Origin of the sequence: Actinokineospora globicatena (assembly GCF_024171945.1) — a bacterium.
Classification (GTDB): Bacteria; Actinomycetota; Actinomycetes; order Mycobacteriales; family Pseudonocardiaceae; genus Actinokineospora; species Actinokineospora globicatena.
On record NZ_JAMTCR010000002.1, the window covers coordinates 2,814,497 to 2,835,455 of the forward strand.

A 20,959-nucleotide genomic window follows, 5' to 3' on the forward strand; every position below is an offset into this window, starting at 1 on the left:
ACGCTACGGGTACCGTCCCCCCACACAAAACAAGTCCGCCCCATCGAGCAGTTGGCACCAGCGACTTGGGTGGAGCGCGTGTGGGCCGACGTCGTCGGCGGGCGGTCTTGGGCCAACGTTGTCAGCGGGCGGTGGTGGGCCAACGTCGTCGGCGCTTGCTTGAGGGCCAACGTCGTCTAGGGGCGTCTGGGGGCAGTGCGGTCGGGGGCTTGGCCAGTCGTCGGTGGTGGGCCGGGTTTGGTCGTGGGGGGTTGGTGGAGCGCGGAGGGACTGAGGTAGCTCGGGTTACCACTCGGCGTGGGGCCGCTTGCGGGCGGCGGGGGGTTGAGCTGGGTGCGTTGGGGGAACAGTGCGGGCTGAGGGGTGGGCTATGACGGCTGAGGTGGAGCGGGTGGCGGTTCCGCTGTCGCGGAATCGGAACTACACGTTGCTGTGGGTGGGGCAGGCTTGCGCTGAGGTTGGGTTCAGCGCGTCGATGATCGCGTTTCCGCTGCTGGTGTTGGCGCTCACCGGGTCGGCGGCGGCGTCTGGGCTTGTGCTCGCGGCGGATGCGGTGGCGCAGTTGGTGGTCGGGTTGCCTGCCGGGGCGCTGGTCGACCGGTGGGATCGCAGGCGGGTGATGCTTGCTTGCGAAGCGGCGAATGTTGTTGCGCTCGGGTCGTTGGTGGCGGCCATCATTGCGGGGGCGGCGACGATCCCGCACATGGTGGCGGTGGCCGTTGTGCTCGGGGTCTGCCGGGCGCTGTTCGAGCCCGCCGAGGACGCAAGTTTGCCGTCGCTCGTGCCCGATGAGCAGTTGGCCACGGCGATCTCGCTCAACGCCGCCCGGTCGTCCATCGGGCAGATGGCGGGCAACGCGCTCGGGGGTGTGCTGTTCGCGGTCGGGCGGTGGGTGCCGTTCCTGCTCGACTTGGTCACGCACTTCATCTCGCTGCTCGCCCTGGTGTTCCTGCGGATGCCGCGCCGCGCGCCGAAGGTCGAGGAGAGCCACCTCGGGCGGGAGATCGTCGAGGGCATGCGGTGGGTGCTCGCCCACCGCGAGGTGCGGGTGACGGCCGTGTGTGCGCTGGCGCTGAACTTCTTCTTCAGCGCGTACTACCTGGTCGTCATCGTGCTCGCCGAGCGCGGTGGGGTGTCGTCGGCCGAGATCGGGGTCATGGCGGCGATGTTGGGTGTCGGCGGCATCATCGGCTCGCTCCTCGCGCCGTACCTGCACCGGGTGCTGACCCCGTACCTGTCCATCGCGGGGGTGTTCTGGGTGCTCACCGCCCTCGCGCCGCTCGCGGTCCTCACCGACCGGGGCCTGGTGCTCGGCGCGCTGTTCGCCGGGATGGCCCTGCTCGCCCCGACCGCCAACACGACCATCTCCACCCACCAGCTCCTGCTCACCCCCGACGCACTGCGCGGACGGCTCAGCGGCGTGATGAGCGTCGTCGTCGGCGGCGCGGCGGCGCTGGGACCCGCGTTGGGCGGTGTGCTGGTCGAGGCCGTCTCGCCGGACACCGCCGTGCTGGTGGCCGCCGCGGGCATGGCGGTGGTCACGCTGCTGGTGACGATCAACCCGACCCTGCGTCGGTACCCCGGAAAGTCCGAGAGAGAGGAAGCAACACCGTGAGGGACGACATCGCTTTCCAGGTCCTGGTCAACGACGAGGACCAGTACTCGCTGTGGCCCGCCGACCGGGAGATCCCCGCGGGCTGGCGCGCGGACGGCTTCACCGGGACCAAGGACGAGTGCTCCGCCCACGTCGACGAGGTGTGGACCGACATGCGCCCCCGCTCCCTGCGCGAGGCCATGGACACCGTCTGACCGGGCGCGGGCGGCGGCCACCCCAGGCCGCCGCCCGGAAGCGCTCAGCTGGACCCGCGCACCACCAGCTCCGTCGGCAGCACGATCGACTGCGGCAGGTCCGGCTCCCCGGCCAGCTCCGCCACCAGCCGCCACGCCGCCGTGTTGCCCAGGTCGTCGGGGGACTGCCGCACCGTCGTCAACGCGGGTGTGCACACCGTTGCGACCAACGAGTCGTCGAACCCCACCACCGACACCTCCTCCGGCACCCGTGCGCCCACTGAGGCCAGGTACCGCAACGCCCCGATCGCGATCGCATCGGTTGCGCAGAACACCCCGTCGACATCCGGCACCGACGCCAGCAGGCTCGCCATCGCCGCCGCTCCGGAGTCCGGGGTCAGCGCGCACGTGATCACCCCGGCGGGCGGTGAACTCGACAACGCCCGCCGCAACCCGGCCACCCGGTCCACGCACGCGGCGACATCCGATGGCCCCGCTAACACGCCGATACGACGCCGCTCGCGCGCGATCAGGTGCCGCCCAGCGAGAACGCCGCCGCCCAGGTTGTCGGAGTCCACATAGGCCAGACCGCAGCTGAGCGGTCTGCCGACCAGCACCACTGGCACCCGCAGCTCCCGCGGCAGCGGGTCGTGCCCGCTCATGCTCACCACCAACGCGCCGTCCACATCGGACACCTCGCGCGGGTTCACCGCCACGACCGCCCGCCTGCCCGCCAACCCGGACGTCGCCCCGCGCAACACGCCGGTCAGGAACGCGTCGTCGAACACGCGGTCCCGCTCCTCCGACACGACGATCGCCACCGTGTCCGTTCGCGTCCCGGCCAGTGATCTTGCGGCCTGGTTCGGCAAGTACCGCAACGATGCGACAGCGGCCTCCACCGCCGCGCGGGTGGCCGGGCTCACCCCGGTGGAGCCGTTGAGCACGCGCGAGACCGTCGACCGGGACACCCCGGCGCGCCGGGCGACCTCTTCCAGGTTCACCCCAGTGCGACCCCGTCGACCGACCGGCGACCGAACACCGCGAACACCGCCAGCACCGGCACGGTCGCCAGGGTGGTGCCCGCGAGCACGAGGGGGTAGTCCACGTAGTGTCCGGACTGCAACCGTTCCAGTGCAAGTTGCACGGTGGGGTGGTCGGCGTCCAACGCGACCAGCGGCCACAGGAAGTCGTTCCAGCTAGCCATGAACGTGAACATACCCAGTGCCGCCATCGCGGGCCGAACGGACGGCAGGCAGACGTGCCAGTAGGTGCGCGCCAGCGAGCAGCCGTCCACCCGCGCCGCGTCCACCAGCTCCGGCGGCACGGCCGAGACGGTGTACTGGCGCATCCAGAACACCCCGAGCGCGGTCACCAGGTTCGGCACGATCACGGCCTGCAGCCCTCCAGCCCAGCCCAGTTCCGCCATCGCCAGGTACAGCGGGATGATCCCCAACTGCGTCGGCACCGCCATCGTCGCCACCACGAACCGGAACAGCCCGTCGCGGCCGGGGAAGCGCGTCCGCGCGAAGGCGAACCCGGCCAGGCTGGCGAACACCACCGTCGAGGCGGTGACGGTGCCCGCGACCACCACGCTATTGCCCAGTGCCCGCCAGAAGGGCACCGTGTCGAAAACCCGCTCGGCGTTGGCCAGGAAGTGCCCGCCGGGCACCAGCGTCGCGCCGGTCAGCGACACCGCGTCCTGGCTGCCGACCAGGAACGCCCAGTAGTAGGGGAACAGCGACCCGGCCACGAACGCCAGCAGCAGCAGCCCCCCGCTGCGCCTCCTCACCCGTCGACGCCCGCCATCCGCTTGGTCAGCCGGTAGTTGACCCAGGCCAGCACCGCGACCAGCAGCACCAGCACCCAGGCCACCGCCGAGGCGTAGCCGAGCCGCCTGGTCTCGAACGCCGACTGGTACACGTAGAGCGCGACCGTCTGGAACTGCCCGGACGCGCCGCCGTTGGCCGAACCCGGCTGCGCGTCGAGCAACTTCGGCTCGGTGAACACCTGCAGCCCGCCGATGGTGGAGGTGACCACCACGAACAGCAGCGTCGGGCGCAGCAGCGGCAGCGTGACGTGCCGGAACCGGCGCCACCGGCCCGCACCATCCACAGTGGCCGCCTCGTGCAGCGACGGCGGGATGGCCCGCATCGCCGCCAGCACGACCAGCGCGTTGTAGCCGGTCCACCGCCAGTTGACCATGACCGCGATGGCGACGTGGCTGGCCAGCCGGTCGGCCTGCCAGTCGACCGCGCCGATCCCGAGCGCCTCGAGCCCGGCGTTCACCAACCCGTACTTGGGGCCGAACAGGTTGGCGAACACGATGCCGACGGCCACCACGCTCATCGCCGTCGGCGCGAGCACCGCCACCCGCCAGCCGGTCGTGGGGCGCGGCGCCGCGTCGAGCAGCGCCGCGATCCCCACGGCCACCAGCAACTGCGGGCCGGTGGCGAGCAGGAAGATGCTGGCGGTGTTCACCAGCGCCGTGCCGAACCGGTCGTCGCCGAGCAGCTCGGCGTAGTTGGCAAGCCCCACGAAGGTGGGGGCGTCACCGACCAGGTCCCAGGAGAACAGCGAGACGTAGCCGGTGTAGAGCAACGGGAACAGGCCGGTGACGGTGAACAGGACGAAGAACGGCGCGACGCACAGGTAGGGCGTGAGCCTGGCTCTCACCGGGCGATCTTCTCGGCGCCCTCGACCAGTTGCCGCCACCCCACCTCCGGCGGGGTCCCCTGTTCGACCGCGCGCAACGCGGGCGTCGCGACGGCCTCCTGGATCCGGCCGTCACCCGGCCCCTTGTACTGCGGCGCCGACACCTTCCTGGCCTGCGCGGCGAACAGCGCGCCGGTGTGCGCGCCGCCGAAGTACTCGTCGACGGTGCCCAGCAGCCGCGGCGAGGTGAGCGCCTCCACCTGGCTCGGGAAGTTCCCGGTCCTGGCGAACGCGCGGATCTGCTGCTCCGGTGCGGTCAACCAGGCGGCCAGCGCCGCGGCCTCCTTGGGGTGCGCGCTCTGCTTGGGCACGGCCAGGTACGAGCCGCCCCAGTTGCCGCCGCCACCGGGGAAGGCGTCGGTCACCGCCCAGCGGCCCGCGTTCGCCGGACCGGCCTGCGCCTTGATGACGCCCAACATCCAGGACGGGCAGGTCTTGGTGGCGAACGCGCCCGCGCGGAACCCGGCTTCCCACTCGGCGGAGAACGCGGTCAGCCCGGCGGACTGGCCCCGGCGGGCGGCGGTGGTCACCGCGTCCCAGTTCTGCTTGACGGCCGGGTTCGACGCCACCACCAGGGTGTCGTCGGTGTCGAAGTACCCGGTGGCCAACTGGTTGTGCATGGCGTTGAAGATCTGCCCGGCCGAGTCGAACCACGGCCTGCCGGTGCGGGCGACGTAGTCGTCACCCGCGGCGAAGTACGTGTCCCACGAGGTGAACAGCGGCTTGACCAGCTCGGGGTCGGTCGGCAACCCGGCGGCGGCGAACAGGTCGACCCGGTAGCACATGGCGAGCGGGCCGATGTCGGTCCCGTAGCCGATGAGCGAGCCGTCCTTGGCCTTGGCCGCGGCGTACTTCCAGTCCAGCCAGCGGTTCCCGGTGACCTCGCGCGGCCCGATCACCGCCAGGTCGTGGAACAGCCGCGAGGCGGCGAGGGCGTCGGACAGGTGCCCCTCCTCGACCGCGACCACGTCGGTGAGCCCGGAGCCAGCCCCCAGGCGGGTGAACAGCTGTTGGTGGTAGGTGCCGCCCTGGCCGGTCCGCTGGTGCCGGACCTTGATCCCGGGGTGGTTCTCCTGGTACTCGATGAGCAGGTCCTCGTAACCGAACTCGGTGAACGTGGCGATGCTCAGCTCGATCGGGGCACCGGGTTCGCGCGCGGCGACCCCGGTCCCGCAGGCGGACGGTGTGGCGATGAGGGCGGTTGCGGTGGTGATGGCGAGGGCGCGGACCCTCCACGGTTGACGGCGCACGGGACCCCTCAGCAATCGAGTCGGGGGTTGGGAGCGCTCCCACGGCGGAGCTGATGATCAGTGTGGCCTGGATTACACAGTGGTGTCAAGATCCCGCAGAAATGGGGTCTCACAAGGGAAATCGGCTGGGAACGCTCCCGACTACGCGGGGTGGGTGCTCTAGACCACCCGGTTGCAGTTCGCCCGCCGGAGGTTGCTCGCTGTCGCGGCGGCACCCACCATGGGACCCCTCTCGCCCATGCGCGGCGTCGCCGCGGTCGAAGGGGGACCCGGTGGACGACACCGCCGAACGCGCCGCTTTCCACCGGACCCAGCGGCGGGTGGCGGACCTGTTCGCCCCGACCGGCGGTCCGCGCACCGTGATCGTGGTGCCCAGCCTGAGCATGGACAGCACCAGCCTGGGCAAGATCCCCGGTATCGGCCACTACGAGGAACGGCTGCTGTTCTTGCTGCAACTGCTGCGAGATCCGCACACGCGCGTGGTGTACGTGACCAGTTCCGCGATAGCGCCGGAGGTGCTCGACTACGCGCTGGACCTGGTGCCGTCGATGCCCCGTTCGCACGCCAGGGCCCGGCTCACCATGCTCGACTGCGGAAACACCGACCCGATCCCGCTCACCGCGAAGATCCTGCAGCGCCCGGGTTTGCTGGCCCGGCTGCGCGGGTTCGCCGGCCAGGACGGGGTGTTGGTGCCCTTCACCAGCTCCGCTCTCGAACGAACCCTGGCTGTGCGGCTGGGAGTGCCGCTGTACGCGCCGGACCCGGACCTGGCGGAACTGGGGTCGAAAACCGGGTCCCGGAGCCTGTTCCGCGCCGCGGGCGTCCCGATCGCCGAAGGCGTTGAAGGTCTGCGCGACTTCGGCGACCTCGTCGGTGCGCTAGCCCATCTGCGCGAGCGCGACCCGACGACCGCGCGAGCGATCATCAAGCTCAACTACAGCTTCGGCGCGGGCGGCAACGTCCTGTTCTCGTTCGCGGGCGCGCCCCTCACGGGCCTGGAGTCGTGGCTGCGCAAGGAACTACCGCGCCGCGCGGTGTTCGCGACACCGCCGGACGAGTGGGACCGGTACGTCGGCCAGGTGGAGGCGATGGGCGCGGTCGTCGAGCGGCTGATGGAGGGCGACGAGGTCACCTCGCCGTCAGCGCAGATGCTGATGAGCACGACGGGCGAGGTCCGGGTGCTGACGACCCACGACCAGGTGCTGGACGGCCAGATCTTCGCGGGGTGCGCGTTCCCGGCGCGGACGGAGTACCGGCTGGAGATCCAGGAGTTGGCGTTGCGGGCCGCTCACGCCTTGGCCGCGCGTTCGGTGGTCGGGATCTCCAGCATCGACTTCGTGTCAGTGCGCACGGGCGCTACTTGGCGGCACTACGCGCTGGAACTGAACCTGCGGATGGGCGGTGGTACGGCGCCCTACTTCCTGTTGCACGGGTTGGTGGAAGGCGCGTACGACCCTGAGACTGGCCGGTACCTCACGCAGGACGGCTCGCCTCGTGCTTACTTCGCGACGGATCGGCTCTATCGCACTGAGTACAGTGCACTGTCGCCTTCGGACGTTCTGGATACCCTTGTGCGGGAACGGTTCCATTACCACTCGGGGTCGCGTACCGGAACTGTGGGGTACATGTTGGGTGCCTTGGAGATCGGCCGGTTCGGCGTGGTGAGCATTGATCGGGATGTGGCGGCGGCTGAACGGCGGCACGACGACCTGGTCCGGGCGTTCGACGCCCGGGTCAGCAGGATCGCGCAGACTGGGTGACCCTGGGTTGGGGTACGGGGCTGGTGGGTACCCGCTGTCCACACTCGCACCTCGGGGAGATCGACATGGGTCTGACGCTGGGCGTTGAGGAGGAGTTCCTCCTGGTCGACCCCCGATCGGGGGTCCCGTGCCCGGCGGCGCCTAGGGTGTTGGCGGATCTTCCGGCGGCCGACTGGGTGGGGCAGGCTGAGCTGTTCCCCACTCAGCTGGAGACGGCGACTGGTGTGTGCACGGATCTCGCTGACCTCGCGGCGCAGATCCAGGATGCCAGGCAGGCCGTTCGGGCGGCCGCGGCGGGACACGGTGTGGTGCCGATGGCCTCTGGGGTGCCGGTTTTCGCCGGTCCGCTGCTGGAACGGCCTGCGGGGGAACGGTTCGCGGCGATCCACGACCGGTTCAGCGCGGTGGTGGAGGACTACCAGGCTTGCGGGTGCCACGTGCACGTCGGCGTCGCCGATCCGGACCTGGCCGTGGCGGTGATCAACCACATCAACCCGTGGGTGCCCACCCTGGCGGCGCTGGCGGTGAACTCGCCGGTGCGGGACGGGCGGGATCGGGGGCACGCCAGTCTGCGGCAGCTCGACCAGGCTCGATTCCCCGGTTGCGGTCTGCCGCCGTGGTTCGCGTCTGCCGCTGACCACGCGGAGCAGATCGCGCGGCTGGTCGACTGCGGGGTGATCTTGGACGACCGGATGACGTTCTGGCTGGTCCGCCGCTCGCCACACCTGCCGACGATCGAGGTCCGGGCGGCGGACACGGTGCTGGAGCCTTGGGAAGCCGTGCTGCAGGCGGCGCTGGTAAGGGGGCTGGTGCGGACGGCGCTGGGGGAGCTTGAGCTTGGGCGGGAGGGGGTTCGGCTCGATCCGCAGTTGGCCGCCGCGAGTGTGTGGGCCGCGGCGCGGTATGGGGTTGGACCCGCGATCGACCCGGTGGCTGGGGTCGCGACCACGGCGGAGGCTCGGGTGAAGGCGCTGCTGGACTGGACCCGGCCCGCGCTGGAGTCGGCTGGGGATTGGGAGTTCGTGGATGCTGCTGTGGGGAGGCTTCTTGCTTGTGGCCCGGGGGCTTCTCGCCAGCGTGCTGCGCTTGGCCGGGGGGATCTTGTGGCCGCTGTGACGGGGGTTGGGCTGCCTGTCTCGGATCCCCTGATCGGCTGATCCTGCCCTGGTCGGGGTGGCGTGGTGGCTTCTCGACCTGCGGGGAGTTTGTCCACAAGGGGGCGAGTTATCCACAGGTTTTCGCCGTCACCCCTTCGGGGGAGGGGGTCCCTGTAGACTGGGCCTGGGGACGCCCCCCGGGACAGGGTGGGGGCTGGGGTTCGCGGGGAGGGCCTCCGCTGGTGGCGGAGTGGCCGTTGGGTCGGCGGAGCCGGGGGCGCGGCCGGGGTGCGCTGCCGGGGTCCTGGTCCTGGTCCTGGTCCTGGTCTGAAGCGGGAGCGGGGGCGGGGCTAGGAGAAGAGTGGGGTGTCAGCCTGGCAGGTGCCCGAGGGCAGGATGCCCTGAGTAGGTACGCCTGATAGGCCTTGTCCACGCAGGAGATGCCTACCGTGCCGTGGCCGTAGTTGACTACGGGCAAGCGGGTCGCCGTCCGGTGTGGGCAGTGCTTGGCGCGTTCGACGATGGTGGTCCACTTCCGCAGAGCGGAACCCGCCCCTGGGGTAGTCGTCGTGCGCCAGCTGTGCCCGTGCTTCCTTTGCGGGTAAGGGAATGGCTCCTCAGGTTTGACGACCTCGGCTGGTCCGCCTGGGGTGCGGGTGAGTGGTTCGCTGCCGCAGCCGCTGGTCACGCAGTTGTGGGTCCCGCCGATCCCGCGCGGGTCCACGCCCACGATGTCGTAGCGGGTCCTGATCCGCTCGCCCAGGATGTCGCCCGCGGCCAGGGTGAAGCGCCGCGGGGCGCCGGGTAACGCCACTTCCCCTCTGTTGGGCCTGCCCCACTTCTACGGAAGGCCCGGGTAGCCCGGACTCACGCCGTGGGCTTGTCCCGCTGTCATCCCGTGGATGGATACTTGGGCCATGTCCGAACGCTGCCCCTGCGGAACTGGCCTGCCCTACGACGAGTGCTGCGGCCGCGCGCACAGCGGTACCCCGGCCCCCACCGCCGAGGCCCTCATGCGCTCCCGCTACACCGCCTTCACCCTCGGCGACGTCGACTACCTCACCCGGACCTGGCACCCCGACACGCGCCCGGTCGACCTCACCCTCGACCCCGACCAGCGCTGGACCCGCCTCGACATCCTGTCCACAGAGGCCGGTACCCCCTTCCACACCGCTGGCACCGTCGAGTTCCGCGCCCACTACACCCGCGGCGGCCACCGCGACTCGCTCCACGAACGAAGCCGATTCACCCGCGAGAACGGAAAATGGCTCTACCTGGACGGCGATATCCGGGATTGACACTGTCGTCTTTTTGTCAGGTCTTCACCAATCCCTTTCCCGCGGCCGTCCGGCATCGTTGTCCGGGTGACCACTGCCCGGGTATTCCTCAGCCACGCCCTTGACGACGAACCCCAGGCCGATGTCGTCGAGGCGGCATTGCGCGCCCGCGGCATCCCCGTGGCGCGCGGCCGCGACCTGACGCTGTTCGACGGCATCACCGACAAACTCCGCCAGGCGGTCGACGAGACGACCGTGTTCGTGGCGGTGTGCTCGCCGCGGTACCTGGTGCGCCACGCGTGCCAGTGGGAGTTCACCCGCGCGCTGCTCGCGGCCCAGCGGCTCGGTGACCCGGCGGACCGGATCGTCGCCGTCGGGGGCCAGGACCCCACCGGGTTGGCCGACCACGTGCCCGTCGACGAGGTGGCCGACGCCGTGGCCGCGAAGATCGCCAAGGCTGGCCGCGTCCCGCTGTGCGGCGACCGCGAGCCGCGGCCGGAGCGGTTGGCCCGGCCCCGGCACTTCGTCGGCCGGTACTCGACGCTGTGGGACCTGCACCGCGCGACCGATCCCGTTGTGCTCACCGGGAAGGCGGCCAGCGGCAAGACGACCCTCGCCGAGCAGTACGGCGCCCTGTTCCGCACCGCGCACACCGGCGGTGTCGAGTGGACCGAGATCGATCAGTGCGACCCGCTCGCCTGGTACGCCGCCGACCTGCGCCGGATCGCCGCGGAGCGCTTCAGCGTCGACCTGGGCGGCCTCGGGTTCGACGCGGCCCGCGACACCCTCGCGGAGCTGCTGACTGTCGCGGGGACCGACGTGTGCTGGTTCATCGACGGGTTGCCACCGGAGTGCGACGCCCGCCGGTTCGTGCTCCCGTCGCCCCGGGTCCGGACGGTGCTGACCGCCCGCGCCGCTGACCCGGCGTGGGGTTTCACCGAGATCGTGGTGCCACCGTTCACCCCGGACGAGGCAGGCCAGCCGAACCGGTGCACCGGCGGTGAGCACGCTCGGGCCGTGCTGGCGTTCGCCTCGGTGCTCGACTCCGTGCCCTTCTCCGGCGACATGCTCGTCGACGGGGTCGCGCCGGTGTTCGGCACCGCAGCCCCGATGGTCGTCGCGCGCGTGCTCGACGAACTGGATGGCGTCCTGCAGCCGGTAGACCTACCGGACTGCGCTGGCCGACAGACCTGGCGGTTGCATCCTCTAGTTGCCGCGGAAGTGCGTCGCACGATGGCTGACGACGACGTCGTGGCACGTGCTGCCGTCGTACTCGGTAGGGCGCTCGCGGACTCTAGGACCGGGCTGCACACCCTCCGCCACGCCGTTCGGGTAGCGCAAGAGGAGGCGTTGCCGCCCGAGACGCGACAGTCGCTGCTGCGGTCGGTGGCTTCGAAGCTAGAGGCACGAGGAGACAGCGCCGCAGCTTACACCGTGCGGGTAGCTGTGGGCGATTACCTTGCCGCCGCGTGGCTCGCGGTCGAGGCGGGCGACGCGGACGCCATCCTCCGCAACGCGGCGCGACTCACGGGCGGCCCCAACACCGAGTACCGACGCCGCTTCCTCACCGCCACCGCCCACGACCTCCGCGGCGACCACGCCCGCGCTGACGCTGCCTGCGAGGGCTTGGCAACCGAACCCGTACCCGTGTGGGCCTCCGAACCAGAACGCGGGCGGATGGCGCTCATCCGAGTACGGGCGCTGCGAGTGCGGGGCCACCACCTCGCCGCGCGGGCCCTGCTCGCGGACCTCCAGCCTCGACTCGAACGCGCCACACCGTCCGACCGGGCTGTCGCCTCCATCGAACTCGCGCACTTGCTGGCATCGGAGGGGAACGCCGAGGCAGCCCGGGAGAAGGCGGAAGAGGTGACCACCGCGCTCACCGCGGCGGGCCAATCCCGCCACCGCCTGGCCCGCGAAGCCACCGCCATCATCGACGCCACGGTGGAGGAGGCTCCCGCCCCACACACCAACGTCGACCGGCGACCAACCGACAAACCCACGCGATCGTGGTTGTCCCGACTCCTGCGCTCCATATTCCACTGACCGCCCGGCCGCCGTGCTTCGAGCGGCTTGGGCCTCGTGGTGGGGCGAGCGCTGTGACCGGCTGTACCCCGGGGCCGACTCGGCCCCGGGGTCAGCTGGGGTTAGAGCGCCCAGCCGATGCCGTAGGAGCGGGCGGGGCGCAGGTTGGTGAAGTCAGTGCGGACCTCGCCGGTGTCGTCGACCTGGAGGGTTGCTCGGGTAGGGGTGGGGTCGGCGGCTTCCTTGGAGAACTCGCCGTTGATGCGCCAGACGCGGGTGGGGCGGCGGTGGGGCTCGAAGCGGATGTTGAGGGAGAAGCGCTCGCAGTCGAACTCAGGGGTGCAGCAGTAGAACGGGGCGATGTCGGTGGCCCGGATGCGGAAGAAGAAGTCGTGTTCGTCGCCGGGGCCGAGCGGGGCCGGGGGACGCAGGGTGAACGCCACCCGGTCGGCGGACACCATTCTGGGTGAGCGGACCTCGCCACCGGAGATCTCGTCGATGCCCAGTGCCGCCAGGTCCACCGGGCCCCTGGCCTGCCCCGACTGGCCGACCGAGATCGAGTGCGCCACGTCGACCAGGTCCGGTTCGTGGCTCACGACGCGCCGGGTCTCGAACACCTCGACGTCGTCGCCGCGCAGCACCAGCCGGACGTCCAACCGCTTCGTGTGCCAGGGGACGGTGTCGACGCTCGCGGCCGCGGCGGGGGTGTACACACAGGCCAGTTCCGCGAGCAGGTACACGACCTCGTTGGCCCGCCGCTGCATGGTCCGCAGGTCCCGGTCGGCTGTGCGCCCCTGCTCCACGAGCCGCTCCATGTACCCGGTGTTGCCCGGGTTGTCCAGGCCGAACACCGCCCGCGCGAGCTCCTGCCTGCCCTCGGGCAACCGGGTGATCAGGCCGCGCACGGTGGCGACCAGCTTGTCGCGGACGGTGCCGGGCGGATCCGTGGCGGTGGCGCCCGCGATGTCGAGCAGCACCGGTCCGGCCACCGCGGGCAGCGTGGTCTGGTACAGGCCGAGTCCCTTGCGCACGGCTCTGAGTTCCTCGCCGAGGACCGCGATCCGAGCGTCAGCGTCCACCCCAAACCCCTCTCACCGGCGGGCACCCGAGTCTACCCAGCACCGCGCCCACAACGAATTCCGCACCCCATTCATGTTCGCGCCACGCGAATGCTTTCGGTGGTGTTTCCCGGGACGAGGAAAGACCAGGAAACAGGAAACCCCTGTTGGACCCGCGCCGCCTCCGGTGACCATTGGTGGGTCGGATTCACCCGGCACGAGGAGCGAAGGATTCACCGAACGAAGGGGGACACCGGTGCACACCCACTACGTCATCACCATTGTGCTGTTGGCCGCGAGTCTGCTCGGATGACGCGTGATCACCCGGGGGCGGCCCAAGCCCCGTCCCCGGGTGGCCCCGCCCGCCCACGTCGAGAACCAGGAGCCATGACCGACTTCGGGAACGAGTTGCGCAGCCGGAGGGAGACCGTCGGCATGTCGCAGGCCGCATTGGCCGACAAGGCCTACATCAGCCCCGGCTACCTGAGCAAGATCGAGACAGGCAAGGCGACTGGCAGCCGCGAGATCATCGCCGCCTGCGACACAGCGCTGGGGGCCAACGGCGACCTGATCGCGGCGTTCGCCAAGTCGGAGGCCCGCCGGGCTGGGGGTGGGCTGCGGGGGCTGCCCGAGGTCACCAGCCACCTCGTCGGTCGGGACGCGGAGCTCGACGTGCTGGCGTCGGTGCTGCGCGGTGACTCGCGGCGCCAGTGCGTCGTGTTCGGCCTCGCCGGGGTCGGCAAGACAGCCGTCGCGATCGCCGCGGGCCGGGCTGCCGAGGACGCCTTCCCGGACGGGTCGTACTTCCTGGACCTGCGCGGCCACACACCCGGCGCCACCCCGGTCGAGCCGTTCGAGGCGCTGCGCAGCGTGCTGGGCGGGCTCGGGGTGGCGCCGGAGCACGTCCCACCCGATGTCAGCGGGCGGGAGAACATGCTGCGGACCCTGACGCGCGACCGGCGGATGCTGCTGGTCTACGACAACGCCGAGTCGGCCGCCCAGGTCCGGCCGCTGTTACCGACGGGAACGGGCAACCGGGTGCTGATCACCAGCCGGAGCCGGTTGCCCGCGCTCGACGAGGCGTGGTCGTTGTCGCTGGACATGCTCGACCGCCACGACGCCGTCGCGCTGCTGCGCTCGGTCGCCGGTGATCGGGCGCCCGCTGACCCGGAGGCGGGGGAGATCGTCTCGTTGTGCGGCGACCTGCCGTTGGCCATCCGCATCGCGGCCGCTCGGCTGGTCGCCGGTTCGGCTACCCGGTTGCGCGACCGGCTCGCCGACGAGCGCACCCGGTTGATGGTGCTCGACGACGGTGAGCGCGGTGTCGCCGCCGCGTTCGCCGTGTCCCACGAGGCCCTCAGCGACGCCGAGCGCGCGCTGTTCGGCCTGCTCGCCGTGCACCCCGGGCCGGTGTTGGAGATCCCCGCGGTGGAGGCGATGTCGGCGCTGCCGTTCGGTGAGGCGGAGGTCCTGCTCGACCGCCTGCACGACGCGAGCTTGATCACCCTGGACGCCGTCGGGCACATCGGGGTGCACGACCTGGTGCGCGCGTACGCCTTGCGCCACGCGCAGCCCGCCCCCGACGTCCGCGCGTCCGCCGTGCACCGGCTCGTCGACTACGCGTTGGCCAGGGCGACCGCCGCTGATGAGGTCGTCGAACCCGCGCGCTACCGGCCCGCGCTCGACCAGCCGCACCAGCATCCGTTCGCCGACTCCGACAGCGCCTTGGAGTGGCTGCGGGCGCAGTGGCCGACGCTGGAGCGGGTGGTGGACCTGGCGGCCGACCACGGATTGCACCGGCCCTGCTGGCAACTCGCGTACGTCCTGCGCGCGTTCTTCTTCCGCGACAAGCTCTACGAGCCCTGGCTCGCGACCCACACCCGAGCGCTGACGGCCACCGCCGCCCTCGGTGACCAGTCGGCGACCGGCATGATCCTCAACAACCTGGGCATGGCCTACATCGACGCCGGCCGCATCAGCGACGCCGTCGACGCCCACCAGCGCGCCCTGGAAGCCTTCACCGCCGCGAACGACGAACGCGGCCGCACCGACGCCCTCTCCAGCCTCGCCTGGGCCCGCCTCTACCACGGCGAAGCCGAGACCACCGCCCGCGACCTGACCACCGCCCTAGCGGCCTACGAGGCGGCGGGCCGGTTCCGCAACGTCGCCATCGCCCACCGCGGCATCGCCCTGGCACTGACCGCCCTGGGCCACCACGCCGAGGCCGTCGAACACGCCGACCTCGCCCGCAAGCAAGCCGAGGCGCAACTCCAACCGGTCGACACCCTGATGGCCATCAACTGCCTCGCCTGGATCCACTTCAACGCGGGCAACCACGACACCGCCGTCCAGCTCTACACCGAGGCAGGCACCCTCGCCGAACTGGCGGGCAGCGCCTATGAACGCGCCCGCGCCCTCACCGGCCTGGGCAACATCGCCGCCCTCCGCAACGACCGCCCCGCTGCCCGCCGCCACTGGTCCGAGGCGGACGACCAACAAACCCGCCTCCTCCCCGCAGTCCTGGGCGAAGCCCGCGTCCGCGCCGAACTAGGCCCATAAGAGCGCCGGGGCCAGCCCCTCTCCGGCGGGGCAGCGGATGGTCCACGCACGCGCCGATCCGCGACGGTGACCTGGACCTTCCCCTGGCAAAGCCCTGCGGGGCACAAGTGTGCCCGGGTGATTCTCTGGCGCGGGTGCATCCGAGCAGCACTGATGTGGCCACGTGCGTGCTGGGTCTAGTTCTGGGTGACGTTGCCGCCTGCCTGGATGATGTTGCCGTGGACCTCGCCGCCGGTGATGGTGTTGATGACGGTGGGGTGGGGGGTGGGCGGTACGACCGGGTGGGGGGTGGGCAGTTCGACAGCGTGGGGGGTGGGCAGTGTGACGGTGCGGGGTGGGAGGGGTGGGGGTGTGCCGGGCATGGGGCGCTCGTAGGCGGGTTTGCCGTGGATGACGCGGAGGAGGTCTTCCATGCCGTCGGTGGTGTAGTCGGCGATGGGGTAGTGGTTCCCGGAGTTGGGCTGGAAGACGAGCGGGATCTCGCCGATGCCGCGGCCGGGGAGGAGGACGGGCAGGATCTTGCGGGTCCAGAGTGGACGTTCGCCCTGCAGCTTCTCGCGCAGGATGGCGGCTTCGCACTGGAGGCCGAGGTTCTCCGTCGGGGTGCCGTACCCGTCGGTGACCGTGCGGTAGCGCGCGCTGGCGACGACGACCACGAAGTCGGCCGACTCGATCTCGCGGACCGCCCACGTGTACCAGTCCTGGCGTTCGAGGTGCCAGCGGTCCAGGCAGACGGAGACGCCGTTGGCGGACAGGGCGTGGGCGAGGTGCAGGACGGCGTCCTTGTGCTCCTCGGAGTCGTGCGTGTAGGAGACGAACACCCGGGGCATCGCTCCTCCTTCCTGGGTCGGGCGTCTCACCAGCGGATGCCGTAGGACAGGTGTGGGGTCAGGTTCGTGAAGGTCGTCGTCAGGTGGCCGGCGGCGTCGATGGACAGGGGGAGGTGGGGTGCGATGTCGTCCTCCACTTCCGAGGGTGGGACGCCGTCGAGCAGCAGGGCGTGTGGCGGGGTGGCGGTCGGGGGGAAGATGACCCGCAGGGTGAAGGTGGCGCACGGGGTGTGCGGGGTGCAGACGTAGAGCGGGTGCATGGGGTTGGGGCGCAGCCGGACCGCGATCGAGTGGGGTTGGCCCGCGCGCAGGGTGGTGGGGAGGCGGAGCGTCGCGGCCACCCGGTTGCGGGATTTGCGGGCCAGGTCGACGAGGGTTCCGCCGTGCACCACGGTGATCGCGAGGTCCTCCACGCCGGAGGTCGACCAGCCGAGGGTGATCTCGGTGAGGTCGGTGTCGGCGACGACGCGGCGCGACTCCAGGACCTCCGGGGCTCCGGCCAGCGACACCACCGCGTGCAGCTGCTCGGTGTGCCAGGACTGCCGCGCCCGGGCCAGCTGGATGACGGTCGTGATGCTCTCGTCGACCCGGCGGCGGATGGTGCGGCTCTCGCGGCGCAGTTCCGTGCCCGCCCAGACGAGGCGGTCGCTGTAGAACGGCTGGCGGGTCCGCTCGGTCAGCGCGAACGCGGCGGTGAAGCACAGCCGCAGGTCGTCGGGGAGCTGGTCGGCCAGTTCGGTGAGCCGGGCGATGACCTTGGTGCGCGCGGAGACGTCGTCGTCGGCGTCGGTGACCGCGCACAGCGCGCGCAGCGCGGGGCCCAGGCGGGGCGGTAGCGGCGTCGTGTGCACGGCCCGGCCCCGGCGCAGCGCCCTGAGGTCGGTGGTGAGCGGGTGCATGGGTGCACAGTGAAGCGGCCCGGCGGCGTCGTGTGCCCGGTTGACCCGGGGTTGTCCGGAGTTTGTCCGGTCTTTGTCAGGTACCGCGGGGGTTTCCCGTGCCTGCACGGTGCGGGCGGCGGGAAACCCCTCGGCACGGGCGTCAGGCGCCCCCACGATGGAGGAGGAGTCACCGTGGCGGAGGAGGACGAGATGGCGATGGTGTTGGCACCGGGGCACGCGGTCAAGCTCGGGCTGTGGTTGTTGGTCATCGGGTTCACCGTGGGGTGGGTGGTCGGTGTCCGCTCGTGAGCGGAGGGTGAGCGCGGGGTTGTCCGGCGCGGCACTGTCGTTGTCGCGCAGCGAAGCGATCCGGGTCGGGGGCAGCGCGACGGGGGCCGCCGGCGTCAAGCTGTGGCCAGGAGCACAGGGAGGCGCAGATGGACGTCATCGTGGTCGGGGCCGGGTCGGCGGGGTCGGTCGTGGCGCGCAGGCTGGTGGACGCGGGCGCCTCGGTGCTGCTGCTGGAGGCGGGGGGCCGCGACACCAACCCCGCGATCCACGACCCGGCGCGGGCGGGGGAGCTGTGGCACGGTCCCGAGGACTGGGGCCACCACACCGTTGCGCAACCGCACGCGGCCGGACGACGGCTGCACCTGCCGCGCGGCAAGGTGCTCGGCGGGTCGCACGCGCTCAACGCGATGATCTGGGTGCGCGGCGCGGCGTCCGACTACGACGGCTGGGGCCAACCCGGCTGGGCGTGGTCGGACGTGCGGCCGATCTTCGAGCGCGTCGAGCGCGACCTGCTGCCCATCACGGTCAACGAGCCGCTGCACCCGGTCCAGCGGTCCATTGTGGACGCTGCGGTGCAGATCGGGATCGAGTTCAACCCCGACTACAACGGCGACCAGCTCGACGGTGTGTCCATCGAGCGGATCACCGCGCGCGACGGCCGCCGGGTCAACACCTGGACCGCCTACGGTGAGCCGATCCTCGGCAAGCCCGGCTTCACCGTCCACACCGGAGCGCTCGTGCACCGGGTCCTGTTCGACGGCACCCGCGCGGTCGGTGTCCTCGCCGACATCGACGGTGTGGCAACGGAATTACGCGCCGACCGCGTCGTGCTCGCGGCGGGCGCCCTCGCGTCCCCGGCGCTCCTGTTGCGCAGCGGCGTCGGCCCGGCGGACGAGTTGCGCGCACTGGGCATCGACGTCGTCGCGGACCTGCCCGGCGTCGGCAAGAACCTGCACGACCACCTGCTCGCCCCGGTGATCTTCGCGACCGACCGGCGCGAGGTCGAGCCGCCGGTCAGCGGCCGGTCGGTGACCCAGACGCACCTGTTCTGGCGCAGCAAGCCGGGCCTGCCGGTGCCCGACACCCAGCCGATCCACTTCAGCGTCCCGATGTACGAGCCGTGGATGACCGGCCCGCCGACCGGGTTCTCGCTGATGGCGGGCATGGTCACGCCGCGCTCCCGGGGCTCGCTGCGGCTGTCGGGCCCGTCGGTCGACGACGAGCCGCTCATCGACCTCGCCGCGCTGGAGCACCCGGACGACCTCGCCAGCCTGGTCGCCTCCGTCGAGCAGTGCCGCCGCCTGGGGGCTGCCCCCGCGCTGGCCGGGGAGTGGGGCGCGCGCGAGCTCTACCCCGGACCCGTCGACGACGTCGTCGAGTACGTGCGGCGGACCGCGATCACCTACCACCACCAGGTCGGCACCTGCAAGATGGGCACCGACGAGCTCTCGGTCGTCGGCCCCGACCTGGCCGCGCACGCGCTGACCGGCCTCACCGTCGCCGACGCGTCGATCATGCCCACCGTGCCGACCGGGAACACCAACGCCCCGGCGGTCATGATCGGCGAACAGGCGGCCGCGTTCCTGCGCCGATAACCGGTTGGTGGAGGCCGCCGCCGGTGCTTACGGTGGTGGCCTGATGCCAATCTCGTGCACCGATCTCGCGTTCTCGTGGCCGGACGACACCCCCGTGTTCGACGGGCTGTCCTTCACCGTCGGCGCGGGCATAACCGGGCTCGTCGGGGTCAACGGCTCCGGCAAGAGCACCCTGCTGAAGCTGCTCGCGGGCGTGTACCGGCCGAGCGCGGGCAGCGTCGTCGTCGACGGGGTGGTCGGGTACCTGCCGCAGACCCTCCCGCTGGGCGACGACCTCAGCGTCGCCGAGGTCCTGGGCGTCGACCGGGTCCTCGCCGCCCTGCTCGCGGTCGAGTCCGGCGACGTCCGCGACGAGCACTTCACCACGATCGGCGTCGACTGGGACGTCGAGGAGCGGACCAGGGCGCAGCTGGCCCGGCTCGGCCTGGCCGAGGTCGAGTTCGACCGCCGGATCGGCACGCTCAGCGGTGGCCAGGTGGTGTCGCTGGGGTTGGCGGCGCAGCTGCTCAAGGAGCCGGACGTGCTGCTGCTCGACGAGCCGACCAACAACCTCGACGCCGACGCGCGGGCGCGGCTGTACTCGGTGCTGGCGGACTGGTCCGGCTGCCTGCTGGTGGTCAGCCACGACCGCGAGCTGCTCGACCGGGTGGACCGCGTCGCCGAGGTCGACCACGGCGAGGTCCGGGTCTTCGGCGGCAACTACACCGAATGGGAGGCCGCGTCCCGGGCCGCGCGGGAAGCGGCCGAGCGGACCGTGCGCGACGCCGAACAGGAGGTCAAGCGGGAGAAACGGGAGATGCAGCAGGCCAGGGAACGCGCGGCCCGGCGGGCCAGCAACGCGGCTCGCACCCTGGACAGCGCTGGTCTGCCCCGGATCTTCGCGGGCAACATGAAGCGCCGCGCCCAGGAGTCAGCGGGCCGGGCCGATGGGACGCACTCCGCGCGGGTCACCGGCGCCCAAGCCCGGCTCGACGAGGCCAGCCGCGCGGTCCGCGACGACGACAAGATCGTCCTGGAACTCCCCGAGACGACGGTCCCGGCCGGTCGGACCCTCTTCCACGGCGAACGCCTGCAAGCCCGCGGCCTGTTCGCCGACCCCGGCCTGACCCTGGACATCCGCGGCCCGGAGCGCATCGCCCTCGTCGGCCCGAACGGCGCGGGCAAGTCGACGCTGCTCCGCCTGATCAAGGACACCGTGCCCGCCGCGTACCTGTCGCAACGGCTCGACGTGCTCGACCCCGCGCTGTCCGTCGCCGACAGCCTCGCTGCCGCGGCCCCGAGCATGCCGCGCGCGGACCGGATGAACCTCTTGGCCCGCTTCCTCTTCCGCGGCGACCGCGCCCACCTGCCGGTGTCTGTGCTGTCCGGCGGCGAACTGCTCCGCGCCACCCTGGCGTGCGTCCTGTTCGCCGAGCCCGCCCCGCACCTGCTGCTCCTGGACGAACCCACCAACAACTTGGACCTGTCCAGCGTCTCGCAACTGGAGTCCGCGCTCACCGCCTACCGCGGCGCCTTCGTCGTCGTCAGCCACGACGAACGCTTCCTGGCCGCCCTGGGCATCACCCGCCGCCTCACCCTGGCGGACGGCACCCTGCGCTAGCCCTTGTCGCCCGCGTCGTCCTTGACCTTCTTGTCCAGCCACCCGCTCGACTGCGCGAACGAGAAGATGATGACCATGGATGTGACCGGCAGGCTCTTGGCCCAGAACGACCCGAACTCCAGGGAGATCGCCAGGGCCGCCACGCCGCCCGCGATGACGAGGGCCACCAACATGCACAGGGCGACACGCGACTTCGACACGTTGGCTCGCGCCACTGGGTACCCCAACCTTCTCAA

Annotated in this window: 17 protein-coding genes; 9 read left to right on the forward strand and 8 right to left on the reverse strand. The window is 71.4% G+C overall.

What is annotated here, in order from left to right:
• Positions 1 to 370: 370 nt before the first annotated feature.
• On the forward strand, positions 371 to 1,615 hold the full coding sequence (locus LV79_RS12570) for an MFS transporter (protein WP_253835269.1): 1,245 nt from the start codon (positions 371 to 373) through the stop codon (positions 1,613 to 1,615).
• A complete protein-coding gene (locus LV79_RS12575) occupies positions 1,612 to 1,809 on the forward strand; it encodes an MbtH family protein (protein WP_253835271.1) in 198 nt (65 codons plus the stop codon). The genes LV79_RS12570 and LV79_RS12575 overlap by 4 nt, the downstream gene beginning before the upstream one ends.
• A 44-nt stretch (positions 1,810 to 1,853) precedes the next feature.
• Here LV79_RS12575 and LV79_RS12580 read toward each other — a convergent pair whose 3' ends face one another.
• From LV79_RS12580 to LV79_RS12595, 4 genes are read right to left on the reverse strand one after another with little or no spacing between them, the layout of a single operon-like run.
• The gene (locus tag LV79_RS12580; protein ID WP_253835273.1) at positions 1,854 to 2,789 is read right to left on the reverse strand and encodes a LacI family DNA-binding transcriptional regulator; all 936 of its coding nucleotides are present in this window, start codon (positions 2,787 to 2,789) and stop codon (positions 1,854 to 1,856) included.
• Positions 2,786 to 3,577, reverse strand: a complete 792-nt coding sequence (locus tag LV79_RS12585; protein ID WP_253835275.1) for a carbohydrate ABC transporter permease — start codon at positions 3,575 to 3,577, stop codon at positions 2,786 to 2,788. The genes LV79_RS12580 and LV79_RS12585 overlap by 4 nt, the downstream gene beginning before the upstream one ends.
• Positions 3,574 to 4,461, reverse strand: a complete 888-nt coding sequence (locus LV79_RS12590; RefSeq protein ID WP_253835277.1) for a carbohydrate ABC transporter permease — start codon at positions 4,459 to 4,461, stop codon at positions 3,574 to 3,576. The genes LV79_RS12585 and LV79_RS12590 overlap by 4 nt, the downstream gene beginning before the upstream one ends.
• Positions 4,458 to 5,750 (reverse strand): ABC transporter substrate-binding protein, encoded by a 1,293-nt coding sequence (locus tag LV79_RS12595; RefSeq protein ID WP_253835279.1) that lies wholly within the window; start codon positions 5,748 to 5,750, stop codon positions 4,458 to 4,460. Before LV79_RS12595 ends, LV79_RS12590 begins: the two co-directional genes overlap by 4 nt.
• A 272-nt stretch (positions 5,751 to 6,022) precedes the next feature.
• On the opposite strand from LV79_RS12595, the gene LV79_RS12600 reads away from it, so the two are divergent.
• From LV79_RS12600 to LV79_RS12615, 4 genes are all read left to right on the forward strand, one after another.
• Positions 6,023 to 7,510: a hypothetical protein gene (locus LV79_RS12600; protein ID WP_253835280.1), complete on the forward strand. Its 1,488-nt coding sequence runs from the start codon at positions 6,023 to 6,025 to the stop codon at positions 7,508 to 7,510.
• Between the two features lie 65 nt (positions 7,511 to 7,575).
• Positions 7,576 to 8,667 carry a carboxylate-amine ligase gene (locus tag LV79_RS12605; protein ID WP_285469125.1) on the forward strand — a complete coding sequence of 364 codons (1,092 nt, stop codon included), beginning with the start codon at positions 7,576 to 7,578 and terminating at the stop codon, positions 8,665 to 8,667.
• A gap of 857 nt (positions 8,668 to 9,524) precedes the next feature.
• A complete protein-coding gene (locus tag LV79_RS12610; protein WP_253835281.1) occupies positions 9,525 to 9,905 on the forward strand; it encodes a YchJ family protein in 381 nt (126 codons plus the stop codon).
• 66 nt (positions 9,906 to 9,971) lie between these two features.
• Entirely contained in the window at positions 9,972 to 11,930 is a 1,959-nt protein-coding gene (locus LV79_RS12615; protein WP_253835282.1) for a toll/interleukin-1 receptor domain-containing protein, read from the forward strand.
• Positions 11,931 to 12,031: 101 nt separating this feature from the next.
• On the opposite strand, the gene LV79_RS12620 is transcribed toward LV79_RS12615, so the two are convergent.
• On the reverse strand, positions 12,032 to 12,988 hold the full coding sequence (locus LV79_RS12620) for a hypothetical protein (protein ID WP_253835283.1): 957 nt from the start codon (positions 12,986 to 12,988) through the stop codon (positions 12,032 to 12,034).
• Positions 12,989 to 13,354: 366 nt separating this feature from the next.
• On the opposite strand from LV79_RS12620, the gene LV79_RS12625 reads away from it, so the two are divergent.
• On the forward strand, positions 13,355 to 15,526 hold the full coding sequence (locus LV79_RS12625; protein ID WP_253835284.1) for a helix-turn-helix domain-containing protein: 2,172 nt from the start codon (positions 13,355 to 13,357) through the stop codon (positions 15,524 to 15,526).
• Between the two features lie 176 nt (positions 15,527 to 15,702).
• On the opposite strand, the gene LV79_RS12630 is transcribed toward LV79_RS12625, so the two are convergent.
• Together LV79_RS12630 and LV79_RS12635 are read right to left on the reverse strand one after the other, a co-directional pair.
• Complete coding sequence (locus LV79_RS12630) at positions 15,703 to 16,356, reverse strand: toll/interleukin-1 receptor domain-containing protein (protein ID WP_253835285.1); 654 nt, start codon at positions 16,354 to 16,356, stop codon at positions 15,703 to 15,705.
• A 26-nt stretch (positions 16,357 to 16,382) separates the two neighbouring features.
• Positions 16,383 to 17,255 carry a hypothetical protein gene (locus LV79_RS12635; RefSeq protein WP_253835286.1) on the reverse strand — a complete coding sequence of 291 codons (873 nt, stop codon included), beginning with the start codon at positions 17,253 to 17,255 and terminating at the stop codon, positions 16,383 to 16,385.
• Between the two features lie 419 nt (positions 17,256 to 17,674).
• Here LV79_RS12635 and LV79_RS12640 point away from each other — a divergent pair, with 419 nt between their 5' ends.
• Together LV79_RS12640 and LV79_RS12645 are read left to right on the forward strand one after the other, a co-directional pair.
• The gene (locus LV79_RS12640; protein WP_253835287.1) at positions 17,675 to 19,123 is read left to right on the forward strand and encodes a GMC family oxidoreductase; all 1,449 of its coding nucleotides are present in this window, start codon (positions 17,675 to 17,677) and stop codon (positions 19,121 to 19,123) included.
• Positions 19,124 to 19,166: 43 nt separating this feature from the next.
• A complete protein-coding gene (locus LV79_RS12645) occupies positions 19,167 to 20,723 on the forward strand; it encodes an ABC-F family ATP-binding cassette domain-containing protein (RefSeq protein WP_253835289.1) in 1,557 nt (518 codons plus the stop codon).
• Here the strand turns inward: LV79_RS12645 and LV79_RS12650 are convergent.
• The gene (locus LV79_RS12650) at positions 20,720 to 20,923 is read right to left on the reverse strand and encodes a hypothetical protein (protein WP_253835290.1); all 204 of its coding nucleotides are present in this window, start codon (positions 20,921 to 20,923) and stop codon (positions 20,720 to 20,722) included. The genes LV79_RS12645 and LV79_RS12650 overlap by 4 nt on opposite strands.
• Positions 20,924 to 20,959: the final 36 nt, after the last annotated feature.